The organism is Corallococcus sp. CA053C, assembly GCF_003611675.1.
Taxonomy (GTDB): Bacteria; Myxococcota; Myxococcia; order Myxococcales; family Myxococcaceae; genus Corallococcus.
Genome location: NZ_RAWA01000252.1, coordinates 1 through 14,049, shown reverse-complemented (window position 1 = coordinate 14,049; position 14,049 = coordinate 1). Strand labels below are relative to the sequence as shown.

Annotated in this window: 14 protein-coding genes; 8 read left to right on the top strand and 6 right to left on the bottom strand. The window is 70.1% G+C overall.

Annotated elements, in window-relative coordinates; all coding sequences use genetic code 11:
* Window positions 1-102: 102 nt before the first annotated feature.
* Window positions 103-1,398, bottom strand: coding sequence for a homogentisate 1,2-dioxygenase (hmgA, locus tag D7V97_RS27810; protein ID WP_120613663.1), 1,296 nt, complete (start codon window positions 1,396-1,398; stop codon window positions 103-105).
* A gap of 41 nt (window positions 1,399-1,439) precedes the next feature.
* Window positions 1,440-1,907, bottom strand: a complete 468-nt coding sequence (locus D7V97_RS27805) for a MarR family winged helix-turn-helix transcriptional regulator (RefSeq protein ID WP_120613662.1) — start codon at window positions 1,905-1,907, stop codon at window positions 1,440-1,442.
* A gap of 213 nt (window positions 1,908-2,120) precedes the next feature.
* Between D7V97_RS27805 and D7V97_RS27800 the strand changes: the two genes are divergently transcribed.
* The 6 genes from D7V97_RS27800 (at window position 2,121) to D7V97_RS27775 (ending at window position 7,799) form a co-directional block, all read left to right on the top strand.
* Window positions 2,121-2,675: a hypothetical protein gene (locus D7V97_RS27800; protein WP_120613661.1), complete on the top strand. Its 555-nt coding sequence runs from the start codon at window positions 2,121-2,123 to the stop codon at window positions 2,673-2,675.
* A gap of 5 nt (window positions 2,676-2,680) precedes the next feature.
* Window positions 2,681-3,253, top strand: a complete 573-nt coding sequence (locus tag D7V97_RS27795; RefSeq protein WP_147445006.1) for a hypothetical protein — start codon at window positions 2,681-2,683, stop codon at window positions 3,251-3,253.
* 19 nt (window positions 3,254-3,272) lie between these two features.
* Window positions 3,273-3,809: a hypothetical protein gene (locus tag D7V97_RS27790; protein WP_147445005.1), complete on the top strand. Its 537-nt coding sequence runs from the start codon at window positions 3,273-3,275 to the stop codon at window positions 3,807-3,809.
* A gap of 187 nt (window positions 3,810-3,996) precedes the next feature.
* Window positions 3,997-4,953 (top strand): M91 family zinc metallopeptidase, encoded by a 957-nt coding sequence (locus tag D7V97_RS27785; RefSeq protein WP_120613658.1) that lies wholly within the window; start codon window positions 3,997-3,999, stop codon window positions 4,951-4,953.
* Between the two features lie 87 nt (window positions 4,954-5,040).
* Window positions 5,041-5,949 (top strand): CPBP family intramembrane glutamic endopeptidase, encoded by a 909-nt coding sequence (locus tag D7V97_RS27780; RefSeq protein ID WP_120613657.1) that lies wholly within the window; start codon window positions 5,041-5,043, stop codon window positions 5,947-5,949.
* 107 nt (window positions 5,950-6,056) lie between these two features.
* On the top strand, window positions 6,057-7,799 hold the full coding sequence (locus D7V97_RS27775; RefSeq protein ID WP_120613656.1) for a hypothetical protein: 1,743 nt from the start codon (window positions 6,057-6,059) through the stop codon (window positions 7,797-7,799).
* Window position 7,800: 1 nt separating this feature from the next.
* On the opposite strand, the gene D7V97_RS27770 is transcribed toward D7V97_RS27775, so the two are convergent.
* Window positions 7,801-8,571, bottom strand: a complete 771-nt coding sequence (locus D7V97_RS27770) for a DNA/RNA non-specific endonuclease (protein ID WP_233583266.1) — start codon at window positions 8,569-8,571, stop codon at window positions 7,801-7,803.
* Between the two features lie 137 nt (window positions 8,572-8,708).
* On the bottom strand, window positions 8,709-9,614 hold the full coding sequence (locus D7V97_RS27765) for an SDR family oxidoreductase (protein ID WP_120613654.1): 906 nt from the start codon (window positions 9,612-9,614) through the stop codon (window positions 8,709-8,711).
* An 81-nt stretch (window positions 9,615-9,695) separates the two neighbouring features.
* Here D7V97_RS27765 and D7V97_RS27760 point away from each other — a divergent pair, with 81 nt between their 5' ends.
* Together D7V97_RS27760 and D7V97_RS27755 are read left to right on the top strand one after the other, a co-directional pair.
* The gene (locus D7V97_RS27760) at window positions 9,696-10,313 is read left to right on the top strand and encodes a TetR family transcriptional regulator (RefSeq protein WP_120613653.1); all 618 of its coding nucleotides are present in this window, start codon (window positions 9,696-9,698) and stop codon (window positions 10,311-10,313) included.
* Window positions 10,314-10,461: 148 nt separating this feature from the next.
* The gene (locus tag D7V97_RS27755) at window positions 10,462-11,856 is read left to right on the top strand and encodes a hypothetical protein (RefSeq protein WP_120613652.1); all 1,395 of its coding nucleotides are present in this window, start codon (window positions 10,462-10,464) and stop codon (window positions 11,854-11,856) included.
* Here the strand turns inward: D7V97_RS27755 and D7V97_RS27750 are convergent.
* Complete coding sequence (locus D7V97_RS27750; protein ID WP_233583265.1) at window positions 11,846-12,259, bottom strand: hypothetical protein; 414 nt, start codon at window positions 12,257-12,259, stop codon at window positions 11,846-11,848. The two genes, D7V97_RS27755 and D7V97_RS27750, sit on opposite strands and share 11 nt — an antisense overlap.
* A 366-nt stretch (window positions 12,260-12,625) precedes the next feature.
* The coding region (locus D7V97_RS27745) for a serine/threonine-protein kinase (protein ID WP_147445004.1) at window positions 12,626-14,049 on the bottom strand (1,424 nt) is incomplete at its 5' end.

Genomic DNA, 14,049 nt, shown 5'->3' with positions numbered 1-14,049 from the left:
GGCTCCGGCTTCACGAGGGGGGTGGGGCGCGAACCGGGCTTGCCAATCGTGGTCATGCACCATTGTCGCGCAAGGGGGGGCGCCGGTTGCGTCCCCCCGCCTCTACTTCGAGGGCAGCTGGGCCTTGCGCAGGTCCGCCCAGCAGGCGTCGTAGTCCGACTGGAGCTGCGGGCTCTCCATCGCCGCGCGCGTCGGCGCGATGACCCAGCGGGTCTCGAACATGAACGCGAGCGTGTTGTCGATCTTCCGGGGCCCAAGCTCCGCGGCGACCGCCGCCTCGTAGGTCTTCCGGTCGGGGCCGTGGGCGCTCATGCAGTTGTGGAGCGACGCCCCGCCCGGCACGAACTGGTCCGCCTTGGCGTCGTAGACGCCGTGCACCAGACCCATCATCTCGCTCATCACGTTGCGGTGGAACCACGGCGGCCGGAACGTGTGCTCCGCGACCATCCACCGGGGCGGGAAGATGACGAAGTCGCAGTTCGCGGTCCCCGGCGTGTCGCTCGGCGACGTCAGCACCGTGAAGATGGACGGATCCGGATGGTCGAAGCTCACCGTGTTGATCGTGTTGAACCGCGCCAGGTCATACGTGTACGGCACGTGCGTGCCGTGCCACGCGACGACGTCGAACGGAGAGTGGTCGAGCGTCGTCTCCCAGAGGTTCCCCTGGAACTTCTGCACCACGCGCGTCGGCCGCTCCACGTCCTCGTAGCTCGCCACCGGCGCCTGGAAGTCCCTCGGGTTCGCGAGCCCGTTCGAACCGATGGGGCCCAGCTCCGGGAGCCGGAACGGCGCGCCGTAGTTCTCACAGACATAGCCGCGCACCGGACCGTCCGGCAGCTCCACGCGCATGCGGACCCCGCGCGGCACGAGCGCGACGTGGCCCGGCGGAACCTCCAGCACCCCCAGCTCCGTCACGATCCGCAGCGCCCCGGACTGCGGGACGATGAGCAGCTCCCCGTCGGCGTTGAAGAACGCGGTGTCCACCATGGACGCGTTCGCGACATAGACGTGCATCGCGGCGCCCGAGCCCAGGGCCGGTGAGCCATTGCCGCCCAGCGTGAACAGGCCTTCGAGGAACGTGGTCGGCGCCGTGGGAAGTGGCGGCGGGTTCCAGCGCAGCCGGTTGGGCGACGGCGGAACCTCCGTGAAGGGCCCGCTGCGCAGGCCGCGCGCCTCCACCTGACGGTAGGGCGGGTGGCCCGCGCTGGGACGCAGGCGGTAGAGCCAGGTCCGCCGGTTCTCGCTGCGCGGCGCGGTGAACGCCGTCCCTGAGAGCTGTTCCGCGTAGAGGCCAAACGCGACGCGCTGCGGCGTGTTCTGTCCTACCGGGAGCGCACCCGCGAGTGCTTCCGAGGCGTGCTCGTTTCCAAAGCCTGAGAGGTGGCGGAGGTTTTCCATGGCACCCGGGATGGTAACAAATGAAACCATTTCGGCAAGGCTCAGGGGTCCTGCTTGAGGACGCGGCTGGCGGTGCGCTCCACCCGTTCGAGCAGGGAGCGCAGCACCGCGCGCTCGGCCGGTGCCAGCTCGCTGAGCACCTCGGCTTCGGCGGAGAGGGCCGCGGGGGCCACGCGCTCGTAGATGCGGCGGCCCGCGGCGGTCAATGACAGGCGGCGCGAGCGGGCATCGCGCTCGCTCCGGGTGCGCCGCACCAGCCCCCGCTCCTCCAGGGCGCGCGCGGCGCGGCTCACCGGCACCTTGTCCATCCGCGTGCGCTTGACCAGGTCCAGCTGCGTGCGGTCGCCGTCCTCGCCGAGCACCGCGATGAGGCGCCACTCCTGCGTGCTCAGCCCGTACTGCTCCGCGTACACGCGCGCGATGTGTTGGCTGACGACGTTCGCGGCGACCGACAGGCGATAGGGGAGGAACTCGTCGAGGGTCAGGCTCGCGGGGCGCGCACGGCTCATCGCGCCGATTATAGCCAGCGCGAACCCGGGACCGGGCCCCGCATGTCGTCGCACCCTGACACGGCAACGCGCCAACGTATGACATGCGTGTCAGGCACTCGACGCACGGAGGCACTCGCGGGGGCCCTTCTCCCTGTGGGAGCGCATGGCCCCTGGCTTGCTAGGCGTGCCCCCGCACAACGCTCACTCCCGCCTGCGCCACCCGGAGCCCCCATGCGAAGCCCCCTCCTGCTGCTCGGAAGCCTCCTGCTGCTGACCCCAGCCTGCGGCGTCGACGACATTGCCATCACCCAGCGCACCCCCGTCGAATCGATCCTGATGACCGCGACCGAGTCCCACAGCGAGCGACGCGTGCACATCGTGGCCCGCGCCAAACCCGACACGGAGGCGAAGCTCTCCCTGCTCAGCATCCACTTCAATGCGCAGCCGAACTGGCTGCAGTCCGAGTCAGGTGGCTCGGAGGTCCTTCCCTGGTTTCGCGTCAGGCTCGTGGACGAGCGTGATGGGCAGGTGGTGCAGGAGCGCTCCACCGTCGTGGAGGACGTGGCCTCGCCCGAGACGTTGGACCTGGGGCCCGCTGTGAACACGGAGGACGAGGTCGCGCTGTTCGAGGGCACCTACCGGATCGAGTTCGACCGCCAGGGTCCGCCCTCCGGTGGCACCGTGCATGTCCTGTGGGGCGCGGTCACGGAGGTCCAGACCGACGGGGACCACCCGGAGCGCGTCGAGGTCCTCATGACGAAGCCCTCGGGAGCTTCCGCGCCATGAATCGAATGAGCCCGTCTTCATCCTCCCGCCTGCGCCATTGGGCGGCACGTCTGGTGTTGCTCACGGCCTGCATCGGGACCGTGGCCACGGAGCAGGCCACGTCCGACGATGTCTCTTCCAATGAGCTGGTCGGTGCTCCGCTGCGCATCACGACCACCGCGCCCAGGGCCACCCGCCGCGTCGTCGTCCGGGCCTCGTCCACGAAGCCTCCGGACAAATCCGTCGAGGGCGAGCTGAGGGTCCGGCTCACCGCGCGGTGGATCCCTGACGACCCCGCGCAGACGACGACCCCCTGGATCCAGCTGCACGTCTCCAACCTCGAGGTGCCCAGCGCCGGCGCGCAGGCGCCCGCGGTGCTGGAGGTGGGCGCGCCCATCACGCGGGAGACGGAAGCGTTCCTCCAGCAGGGCTGCAAGCTGGACACGGGCTGTGAATGGCCCTTCGACGTCGGCTTCGAGCTGCAGTCCGACGCCGTCGCCGGCACGGTCGAACTGGAGTGGACGGCGCAGGCCACGGCCCGGGTGGTGGACACGTCCAGCGTGCCCAAGGGCTTCACCGTGAGCGTCTCCGCGCCATGACCCCGACCCTGGAGCCCTCTTGAGACTCCCCCTGCTGCTGCTCGGAAGCCTCCTGCTGCTGACCCCGGCTTGCGACCGTGGCGTTGAGGATTGGGTGACGGCGAGCACGGAGGTGGAAGCCGTCGCGTTGACCGCGGCCGAGCCCCACTTCGAGCGGCGGCTGCGCGTCGAGGCCCGCGCCAAACCCGACACGGGGGCGAAGATGTCCCGGGTCGACTTCAGCTTCAAGACGGAGCCGCGCTGGGAAGAGCCCGCGTCGGGCGGCTCGGAGGTCCACCCCTGGTATCGCGTCCGGTTCGTGGACGAGGGGGATGGGCAGGTCCGGGACGAAGGCGTCATCATCTTCGGGGAGGGGCACACGCCCGATTCGCTGAACGTGTGGCTCAAGAAGAACGAAGAGGAGTTCTCGCGGTTCGAGGCCACCTACCGGCTCGAGCTTGACCGGCAAGGGCCTCCCTCCGCGGGCATCCTCCACGTCACCTGGCACGCGGTCGGGGAGGTGCTGACCGACGCCGACCACCTGGAGCGCGTCGAGGTCATCCTCACGCAGCCCTGAGGAGGACTCCTGGGGCCTCGGGCCTGATGACGGCAGTCATCAGGCCCCTGTCCGCAGTCATCAGGGCCCGAGCCCCGGCCCCGAGCGAACCCCCTGGAATCACGGCCGTCGCATGCGGCGCAGGGCCGGGCATGGCCGGTGCAATAGGGCAGGGACGTCAACGACTTTCCGCTCCCGAGGCTCCCCCATGAAGGTTCGCTCCCGGTCTCTTTCGCCCTCTTCGTCCTCGTCCAGCTCGCGCCCCCGGAGCAACAGCACGCCCCCGAAGCTGGAGTCGGGCCCGCACCGGAAGGCGCCGCCGACGAAGACGGAGCTGGTGAACGGCAAGAACAACCTCAAGCCCGCGGACTACGGCGTGGTGAGCCCGGACCTGCAGGGCATCCGGACCCGCCGTGACAGCAAGCAGTCGGGCGCGGACTTCGCGGACTTCACGTCGGACGTGCGCACCTCCACGAACCGGCTGACGAGCAAGCCCGTGGGCAACCAGATGCTGACGGAGCTCAACGGCAAGACGGCGCACGTGAACCCCGGCGCCACGGGCACGCTGCGCAAGCCGCTGACGGTGGCGGACATCTACTCCGGCCGCGACGCCAAGATGCCCATGTCGCACGCTCCCCGGCACGACGGCACCCTCCAGTCGCTCCGTCCGGCGTACCGCTACGACGGCCAGCCCAGCGCGGGGCAGGCGAGCCGCATCAACTACAACGAGAAGGATCCGGGCCAGCGCTTCAACAGCCTGGGCCACGAGTCGGTCCACGCCTGGCGCGCGTCCAACGGCCTGCAGGTGAGCCCCCTGGCCGCCAGCAAGCACGCCGACGCCGCCGTCTTCAAGAAGTACCCGGAGCACTCCGCCAACATGAAGGACACGGTGGAGACGCGCCTGCGGCTGACGGAGGAGTTCGAGACCGTCGGCCTGCGCCGCACGCCGAACACGCCCAACAACTGGGCCCCCACCGAGAACGCCATCCGCAAGGAGCACGGGCTGCCGTCCCGCCAGGACTACTCGGGCATGCGTCCCGAGGGGAACCAGAACGACGCCAACCTCAAGGACTACGACCTGGGCTCCGACGACCGGAACCGGTTCCAGAAGCTGATGGGCACGCCGTCGCCCTTCGGGAAGATCCTCGGCGACCTGGAGAAGTGATCCACGGACCGCTCCCCCTGCAATCCTTCTGCGGGCCGTCCGTGAGAAGGAGTGGTTGGATGCCGCCTGTCCACAAGGGGAGTCCCAATGCGGTCCTGGTTTCGCGATGCTGACGGGCGCTGGCGCAACGGGTGGAAGGCCCTCGGCTGCGTCGCGCTGACGGTCGCGCTGCTGGTGCCCCTGATGATGCTCCAGCAGCAGCTGCCCGCCTCCCTCCGCCCGTTCGCGCCGCAGCCCTTCGCCGCCTTCCTGGGGGCGCTCGGCGCGACCGCCCTCTGCCTGCGGCTGGAGCGGCAGCCGCTGTCGTCGGTGGGGCTGGCGGGCGGCTGGCGCTGGGGCCGTGACTTCGGCCTGGGGCTCTTGGGCGGCATCGTCCTGTTGGGCTCGGTGGCGCTCGTCGTCTTCGGCGCGGGCGGCTTCCACCTGGAGCCGGCCGCGGTGCGCGACGGAACGCGGGTCGTGAAGGCCGCCTGGATGATGCTGGGCGTGGCGCTCTTCGAGGAGCTGCTGTTCCACGGCTACGCGTTCCAGCGGGCCATCCGGGGCATGGGCACGCGCTGGGCGCAGGTCGTGCTGTCCGTCATCTTCTGCCTGGCGCACCCCTTCAGCGGCGAGATGGGCGGAGCCACGCGCGCGGTGGCGATGCTCACGACCTTCCTCGCGGGCTGGATGCTGGGCCTGTGCTACCTGCGCACGGGGCGGCTCGCGCTGCCGGTGGGCGTGCACATGGGGTGGAACTGGTTCATGAGCTGCCTGGGCTTCGGCGTGAGCGGCAACGAGTCCAAGGGCTGGTGGATGCCCGTCCTCCACGACCGCCCGGAGTGGCTCACGGGCGGCAGCTACGGCCTGGAGGCCTCCGTCGGCAGCCTCGTGATGCTGGTCGTGGCCGTGGTGGCCCTGACGCTGTGGAAGGGGCTTCCTTCGGCGCGGGTGCCGGCCCTGGCCTTGAGCGGTGGTCCCGTGCCTCCGTCCGTGCTGGGGGCAGGGGAGGCGTAGGGGCACCCCATGCAACCGGGTTGCCGGGCGCCAGTGTGATGCGCCTGGCGACCTTGCCGCGTGCGAGCCCGGCGCCATCGTAGGAGGGTGTCTGTGTTGGAGCCCCCATGCGCGCCCGTCTGCTCATTGCCCTCACGCTGCCGCTGCTGTTCGTTCCAGGCCTGGAGGTGGGAGCCCAGGAGGCCTCCGCGCCGCCGCTCCCGGACGCTGCCGCGCATGGAAGCCATGGCACCCCGCCCGGAGGCTTGAGCCTGAAGTCGCTCGCGAAGGGCGCGGTCCTCTTCGACAACCTCGGCACCCACGCGTATCCGGTGACGACGGAGTCGAAGGAGGCGCAGGCCTTCTTCAACCAGGGTCTGCGGCTCGCGTATGGCTTCAACCATGACGAGGCCGCGCGCTCGTTCGCCCGGGCCGCCGAGTTGGACCCTTCGTGCGCGATGTGTTTCTGGGGCGTGGCCCTGGTGCTGGGGCCCAACTACAACGTGCCCATGCTCCCGGACCGGGCCTCGGTCGCGTGGGAGGGCGTGCAGCGGGCGCAGGCGCTTGCCTCCAAGGCAACCCCGGTGGAGCAGGGGCTCATTGGTGCCCTGGGCCAGCGCTACGGGGGACCGGAGCCGCGGCCGCCTCCCGCGATGAAGCCCTTCAACGAGGCCTATGCCGCCGCCATGCGCGACGTGGCCCGGCGCTTCCCGGACGACCTGGATGTGCAGGTGCTCTTCGCCGAGGCGTTGATGGACGTGAACCCCTGGAAGCTGTGGACGCTCGAAGGCAAGCCGGCGCCGGGCACGGAGGAGATCGTCAACCGGTTGGAGGCGGTGCTCGCGCGCGCGCCGATGCACCCCGGCGCCAACCACTATTACATCCACGCGGTGGAGGCCTCCGAGCATCCGGAGCGGGCGCTGCCTTCCGCGCAGCGGCTGCCAGGGTTGATGCCCGGGGCCGGGCACGTGGTGCACATGCCGGCGCACATCTACCAGCGCGTGGGTCGGTACGCGGAGGCGTCGGAGAGCAACCGCCGCGCGATCCAGGCGGATGAAGCCTATCTGCGCCAGGTGGAGCCGCTGGGCTATTACCCGATGTACCTCGCGCACAACTGGGGCTTCCTCTCGTTCTCCGCCTCCATGGAGGGCCGTGGCGAAGAGTCATTGCGAGCGGCGCGCGAGTCGGCCCGCGTGCTGCCTCCGGAGATGCTGGCGGCGATGCCTGGAATGGACTTCTTCGTCGCCGAGCCGCTGCTCGTGATGGTGCGCTTCGGGCGCTACGACGCGCTGCTCGCGGAGCCTCGGCCGGATGCGAAGTACCCGGTGCTCACGGGCCTGTGGCTGCACGCGCACGGGCTGGCGCTCGCGTCCCAGGGTCGGTTCGACGAGGCCCGGAAGGACCATGCGGAGCTGGTGAAGCTGGGCGCGACCGTGCCCGATGAGCTGACTGCTGGGAACAACGCCGCGAAGGACGTGCTGGACGTGGCGGCGCGGGTGCTGGACGCCTCCATCGCGGAGCGACAGGGGAAGCCCGATGCACTGGCCCGCTGGGCCGTCGCGGTGCGCGCGGCGGACCGGCTGGCGTACTCGGAGCCCAATGACTGGTTCTATCCCGTGCGTCACTACCAGGGCGCGGCGCTGCTGGACGCGAAGCAGTGGAAGTCAGCGGAGGCCGTCTACCGCGAGGACCTGCGCCGCAACCCGGGCAATGGCTGGGCGCTGTTCGGGCTCACCCGGGCGCTGGAAGGGCAGGGTCGGGAGGCGGAGGCCGCCACCACGCGCAAGCAATTCCAGACGGCGTGGGCGAACGCGGACTTCCGGCTCACCCGCACGGCGCTGCTCCAGGAAGGGAACCCGGCTTCGCGGTGAATCAGTTGCACCCCTGGCTCGTCAGCCAGGTCACGCCACGGGTCCGCTCGTTCGTGCCGTTCGTGCCGCCGTAGTCCACGTTCGAGAAGGACATGGACACAGCGCTGCCCGTGGACTGGTTGGTGATCTCCATCGTCATGGTGTTGGGGACGAGCGCGGTGGAGTTCGGGTAGTTCGCACCGATGTAGTAGCGCAGCCGGCCGCTCGGGAGGCTCCCGCACTTGGCCATCTTGTTCTCGAGCTGCAACCAGTTGCCGCGGTTGAAGTTGGCATCCTGAGGCACCAGGTTCGCCCGAGCCCCCCAGCCCCCGAGCTGTGAGCCGATGAGGTGTCCCCCGTCGTAGTCGTTGCTCGGGTTTTCCGCGTCGCCCCACTGCCCCACGTTCGTCTGACAGGTGTCGCTGCGCGGCGCGGCGACGATCAGCGGCAGGTACTTGTACGCCCGGTTCGGCCGGCCCGCGCTGTCGATGAAGTAGAACTCGCCGTCGAAGCTGTGCCAGATGCTCCGGTCGCTCGCCGGGAAGAACTTCGGGCAGTCGCTGATCAGGTCCGCGGTGACGTCCCCGTGGGTGACATACCCGACGCCGTAGGGCGCCATCGCCTCCTGGATCTCCTCCTCCGTGTGGCGCTCGAAGAAGTCCATGAGGCCGCTCGGGCCGCCGAAGTCCTGCTCGAGCTGACTGGCGACGCTTTCGCCGCCCAGCTCCGAGTCCGTGACTCCGCAACCGCCGAGCAACAGGCCCAACACCACCGCGACTGAAAGCTGGTTCATGGCGCGCATTCTTCCGGGTCCTTCCTCATCGGGTTCGCTGGCTTCGCGACCTCGATTACCAAGTAATCGAGGAAGAGACGATAGGAGGGTGATCCGCGCATTGCAAAAACCCTGCGGCAATCCCGCCTTCGACGCGCCTACGGTGTCTGCGCGCCAGCGCCCGTCGCGAAGTAGTGGTCGCTGTCGAGGTCGGCGAGGAGCCCGGGCTCGACGGGACGCCAGCCGAGCTGTTCCCGCGTGAGTGCACCGGACGCGGGAGCATCGAGCGCGAAGAACGTCCCCAGGAAGCCGAGGTAGTCGCCTGCTTCTCCTGGCGCCTTCGATACCACCGGCACCCCCAACCGGCGGCCGATGACGCTCGCGATCTCCCGGGTGGGCACGCCCTCGTCGGCGACCGCGTGGAGCCTCGTGCCCGCGGGGGCTCGCTCCAGCGCGAGCCGGAAGAGCCGGGCCGCGTCCAGCCGGTGCACGGCGGGCCAGCGGTTTGCTCCCTGCCCGACGTAGACGGCCACGCCCTTCTGGCGCGCGGAGGCGATGAGGTGCGGCACGAAGCCATGGTCGTCCCTGCCGTGAACCGACGGCGGGAGCCGCACGATGGCCGTCCGCACGCCGCGCGTCGCCAGCGCGAGCATCGTCTCCTCCGACACGCCTCGCCCCGACTTGGACGCCGGGTCGGTCTCCACCGCGGTGCGGCCTGGCGAGAGGCCCAGCAGCCCCGAGGCGATGACGAGGGGCCGCTGGGAACCCTCGAGCGCGGCGCCGAGGACTTCAATCGCGCGCGTGTCGGCACGGATCGAAGCCTCGAACCGCGAGAAGTCGTGGATGAACGCCAGGTGGATGACCCCGTCCGCCTTCGCCGCCCCGGCACGCAGGCTGTCGAGATCGTCGAGTGAACCGCGATGCACCTCGGCCCCCGCCGCCTCCAGCGCCCGGGCCGAAGCCTCCGAGCGGGCAAGCCCGACCACCTGATGCCCTGCCCCCAGGAGCTCAGGGACGACCGCCGAGCCAATGAAACCCGAAGCACCCGTGACGAAGACGCGCATGGAAAAACCCCTTGATGTCAGTTGCTGCCATCACCTTCTAACAAGTGATGTCAGTGACTGCAATCAGATAGGATGGCGCCCATGGGCCGCTGGGAACCGAACGCACGTGGACGGCTGGAAGAGGCCGCGATGAACCTCTTCCAGGAGCGGGGGTACGACCGGACGACGGTGGAGGAGATCGCCGCGCGCGCGGGGCTCACGGAGCGGACCTTCTTCCGCTACTTCGCCGACAAGAAAGAGGTCCTGTTCGGGGGCGCGGGCGAGCTGCGGAGGCTCATCACCTCCACCATCACGGACGCGCCCGAGGAGACCTCGCCGCTCGAAGCGGTCGCCGCCGCCCTCGATGCCACGGCCCCCGTGTTCAAGGAACGCCGTGACTACGCCCGGGCGCGCCAGGGGCTCATCGTCGCTCACGCCGAGCTTCGGGAGCGCGAGCTGATCAAGCTGGCCGACCTCGCTTCGGCCGCCGCGGACGCCCTGCGAGGGCGCGGCGTCACCGAGCCCGCGGCGAGCCTGACCGCCGAGGCAGGCATCGCGGTCTTCAAGGTCGCGTTCGAGCGCTGGGTCGAGGACCCGAAATCACAAGACCTGTCGCAACACCTCCGAAGCACCCTCGACGAGCTCAGGGCCGTCACCGCGAGCACGGGCACCGCGAACCCGCCGCAGCCCGTCAAGCGGGCCAAGGCCCCCAGGCGCTGACGGTCCCCGCCCCGTGGAGGCCCGGCACGGCAGGCTTCATGTGGCACGGTTGCGCACCCTCGCGCCCAAGATTGCGCCTGGGTGGATCCAAAAGACCGGGTAGCGGACAAGACTGCATGGACGCAGCACCTACCCCGCTGGAGCTACCGTGCGAGTCTCGAACAAGTCCCTGGCCGTGGCGTACGCGGCGGTCTTCCTGTCCCTCTTCCTGGGCTGTGGAGGAGGAGACGGGGATGACGGCCCTCCTCAGCAGGATGACCTGGAGAGCCGGAGGCCGGGCGAGTCGCTCGACTCGGTGGAGTCTCGCTGGAAGCGGGGCGTCAAGGAGAAGCCCACCGGCATCACCTCCACGGTGGAGCTCTCGGGCAGCTCGCTGGTCCTGACCACGAGTGGCCAGGCCCAGGTGGATGCGCCGGGCGTGCTGGTGCCCGCGCCCGCGTTCTCCAGCAACCAGCGCTCCGTCTTCTTCACCAACGCCCAGGTCGGAGCGCAGACGGGGCTGCTGGTGCTGGAGGGGCCGCAGATCCAGTTCACCGCCGGCACGCTGGGCAGTGTCGACGTCGGCTCCGCCACCGCGCGCACGCAGCCCCCGAGCGGCAGCACCACGCCCGTGGTCGCGCTGACCACCCAGGACAACGCCAGCGGCTCCAACCCCACCGCCACCTTCCCCGAGGATTGGAGCGGCACGGACAAGTCCCTGTTCTTCTCCGACGCGGCCGTCATCCACGCCAGCAACCTCACCCTCACGGGCTTCACCCGCGGCCTGCTGATCACCGCCACGGGCAATACGCCCATCACCGGCAGCGTGACGGTGAGCGCCGCGGACCGGCTGTACTGGGACGCGAAGTCCGTCATCCAGGTGGCGACGAGCACCGTCCACAGCCCCGCGTTCGCGCTCGGCGGCGACGTGGAAGCCGGCGCCCTGGCCTCGTCGGAGCTGGCGGCCTCCAGTCAGCCTCCCAGCATGATCAAGGGCAAGCAGGCCGAGGTGACGCTCCGCCCCGGCAACGTGAAGAGCCAGGGCTCGTTCCAGCTCAGTCAGGCGGTGACGCAGCAGGGGAAGATGCTCCTGCCGGCCGACGTGGAGCTTGCCTATGACACCACGCCCGTCACGGTGAAGAAGGACCAGCGCGTGCTGATCCCCGTCGTCTTCCGGGAGAAGACCCTCCAGGGCGATGCCGTGCTCTCCGAGCTCCAGGTGACGGGCACCGGCAAGGACGCGGTCAGTGTCCCGCTGGATCATGTGGAGACCTACCTCGATTCGCTCTGGGAGACGGCGGGGCAGGCGGGAATCGGCGCGCCCTTCCTGGCCATCGGCCTGGCGCCCCTGTCACCGTTCATCGCGATCGGTGAAGCGCTCGGGTGCCTGTTCTCCACCTGCCCCCGCGCCTTCCCCATCTGGATGGAGACGGGAAAGGTCGAGCGCTTCCACATCATCGTCCAGGGCAAGCTTCCCCCGGGCACCTACGACGCGACGGTCACGCTGGTGGGCCACAACTACCCATCCCAGACGCTGCCCGTGCAGTTCACCGTCACCGAGTGACGGGCGCCCCGCCGCGGCGGAAGCCGTGGATCCACGCTCCCGTGGCGACGAGCGACGGAATCACCACGGAGAGGGTGAGCGCGACGAACACGGTGTCGTTGGCGGCCTGACCGATGAGGTCCACGCCCGACACCCGCAGCCACGCCTTCACGCAGGTGATGGACCAGTTGGCGTAGTTGGCGACGATGACCGCCCAGGCCAGCCGCTGCTGGCCCACGGCGCCGTACCGCAGCATGGGCAGCGTCCAGGCCACGCCCAGCAGGAAGAAGGTGCCCATCAACGCATTGAGATGCGCGGCGAGCGCCATCTGCGGGTCCGCGGGCACCTTGCCTGTCATCGCGGACGACACATAGCCGCCCGTGAGCAGGCCCAACAACATCAGCCAGGCGGCGGCGTGGGCCATGTGACGCGCGGCGGGAAGGACCGTCGGCGGCGCCACGGGCGCGGGGGGGCTCTCGGGAAGAACACCTTCAGGGGACACTCGGGAGACGGCAGGGATCATGGTGGGCCGGGTGCCATCCTCGCACCCGGCCGCGCGGGAACGCCAATCACACCTGGGGAGTTGGGCGGCTGCGTCAGAGGCGGGCCTGGAGCAGCAGGTTGTGAAGCCCCGGGCGCCCGGTGGCTGGAGGACGGGTTCCGCCACGCCGGTGATGTCGTCCACGAAGCGGGTCCGGTTGGGGTCCCGCTCATAGGAGACCTCCGCCAGGAGCCCGGCCACCGTGCCCAGGTCCCAGCGGGCGGCGGCCTTCACCGTCAGCACCGGTGTCTAGCGTGGGTGGCGTCCGAGGGGCCGGGTGGTCTGGGATTCGATGGGCGGCGCGAGGAGCTCGGTGGTCGCGGGAGCCTCGACAGGCTCTGGCGGCGGCGCACCCTTGAGGAGCGACTCGACTTCGGACGGCGAAGGGTCGCTCAGCTCCACCAGCGCCCGTTCGCGCGCCCAACGCTCCGCGAAGTGCCTCCGCAGCCATCCGGCGAGGTCGACCGCCGGCAACACCTGTCGCGCCGGTTCGAGCGCGAGGTGAAAGGCTTTGGCATCTGGGAAGCGCTGCTCCGGTCGTGGATGCAGCGCGACTTCAAGAACGCTCCGGAGCACTCGCGACGCGGCGGGGGACTCGGGGCGCTCAATCCCTGGCAGCTGGCTGGACGTGGGGGCCTCGTGGGGCAGCGTGCGCGAGAGCAGTTCGTACAGGATGCAGCCGAGCGCGAAGAGGTCCCCGGACGGGGTCGCCTCCGCGCCCTCCACGCGTTCGGGAGGCATGTACGCCAGCTTCCCGATGATGCCTCCCACCTGCGTGAGCCTGCCCACGGCGGGTGCGGAAGCCACTCTGGACGGCGCGTCCGGAAGCGCTCCCGCGCCCTGGGCAATGCCGAAGTCGACGACCTTCACCACGCCGTCGAAGGAGACGACGAGGTTGTCCGTGCTGATGTCCCGGTGCGTGACGCCTCGCTCGTGCGCGTAGGCGAGTCCGCGCAGCGCCTGCTGGCAGATCTCGACAATCACCTCCAGCGGCAGCGGCCCCTCCTTCCTGGAGCGCTTGACGAGCTCGTGCACGTTCACGCCGCTCAGGTACTCCATGACGATGAACCAGGCGCCGTCGACCTGTCCCAGGTCGTGCACGGAGACGATGTTGGGATGGTGCAGGCGCGCGGCGGTGCGCGCCTCGCCGATGAAGCGCTGCACCCGCACCTCCGGCTCCTCGCTGTCCTCGTCCAGCATCCGCTTGAGGACGACCAGCCGGTGGAAGCCCGCGCGTCCGGTCCGCACCGCGAGCCACACCTCGCCCATGCCCCCGCGTCCCAACCGCACGAGCCGGCGGTAGCGGTGGATGCCCGTGCCCAGGTCCGCGCCCCGCAGCGAGCGCGCGGTGAGGATCGCGAGCGCGGTGGAGGACAGCAGCAGGAACGGCAGCCCCACGAGCGCGAACCCGTGCAGCCCCTCGCTCCAGCCCACGTCGATGGCGAGCTCGCGGCCCAGCAGCGCGAGCGCGCAGAGGGAGGCGATGAGCACCGCCACCGCCATCGCGCCCCGGCGCTTGAGCAGCCGCGTCGCCTCCACCGCCCACGTCCCGCCCACGCCCACCGCGAGGAGCCAGAACAGCGGCAGGCCCAGCCCCGCCGTCGCAAGGGAGAGCTGCTCCGACGTCAGCCCCGTCGCCGCGGGCCTGACGAGCGACACCCCCGCGTCCACCA

Bases quoted from the DNA above. Each gene is read 5' to 3' on its own strand.
- hmgA (WP_120613663.1), bottom strand. From the start codon at position 1,398: ATGGAAAACCTCCGCCACCTCTCAGGCTTTGGAAACGAGCACGCCTCG.
- D7V97_RS27805 (WP_120613662.1), bottom strand. From the start codon at position 1,907: ATGAGCCGTGCGCGCCCCGCGAGCCTGACCCTCGACGAGTTCCTCCCC.
- D7V97_RS27800 (WP_120613661.1), top strand. From the start codon at position 2,121: ATGCGAAGCCCCCTCCTGCTGCTCGGAAGCCTCCTGCTGCTGACCCCA.
- D7V97_RS27795 (WP_147445006.1), top strand. From the start codon at position 2,681: ATGAGCCCGTCTTCATCCTCCCGCCTGCGCCATTGGGCGGCACGTCTG.
- D7V97_RS27785 (WP_120613658.1), top strand. From the start codon at position 3,997: ATGAAGGTTCGCTCCCGGTCTCTTTCGCCCTCTTCGTCCTCGTCCAGC.
- D7V97_RS27780 (WP_120613657.1), top strand. From the start codon at position 5,041: ATGCGGTCCTGGTTTCGCGATGCTGACGGGCGCTGGCGCAACGGGTGG.
- D7V97_RS27775 (WP_120613656.1), top strand. From the start codon at position 6,057: ATGCGCGCCCGTCTGCTCATTGCCCTCACGCTGCCGCTGCTGTTCGTT.
- D7V97_RS27770 (WP_233583266.1), bottom strand. From the start codon at position 8,571: ATGAACCAGCTTTCAGTCGCGGTGGTGTTGGGCCTGTTGCTCGGCGGT.
- D7V97_RS27765 (WP_120613654.1), bottom strand. From the start codon at position 9,614: ATGCGCGTCTTCGTCACGGGTGCTTCGGGTTTCATTGGCTCGGCGGTC.
- D7V97_RS27760 (WP_120613653.1), top strand. From the start codon at position 9,696: ATGGGCCGCTGGGAACCGAACGCACGTGGACGGCTGGAAGAGGCCGCG.
- D7V97_RS27750 (WP_233583265.1), bottom strand. From the start codon at position 12,259: ATGGCCCACGCCGCCGCCTGGCTGATGTTGTTGGGCCTGCTCACGGGC.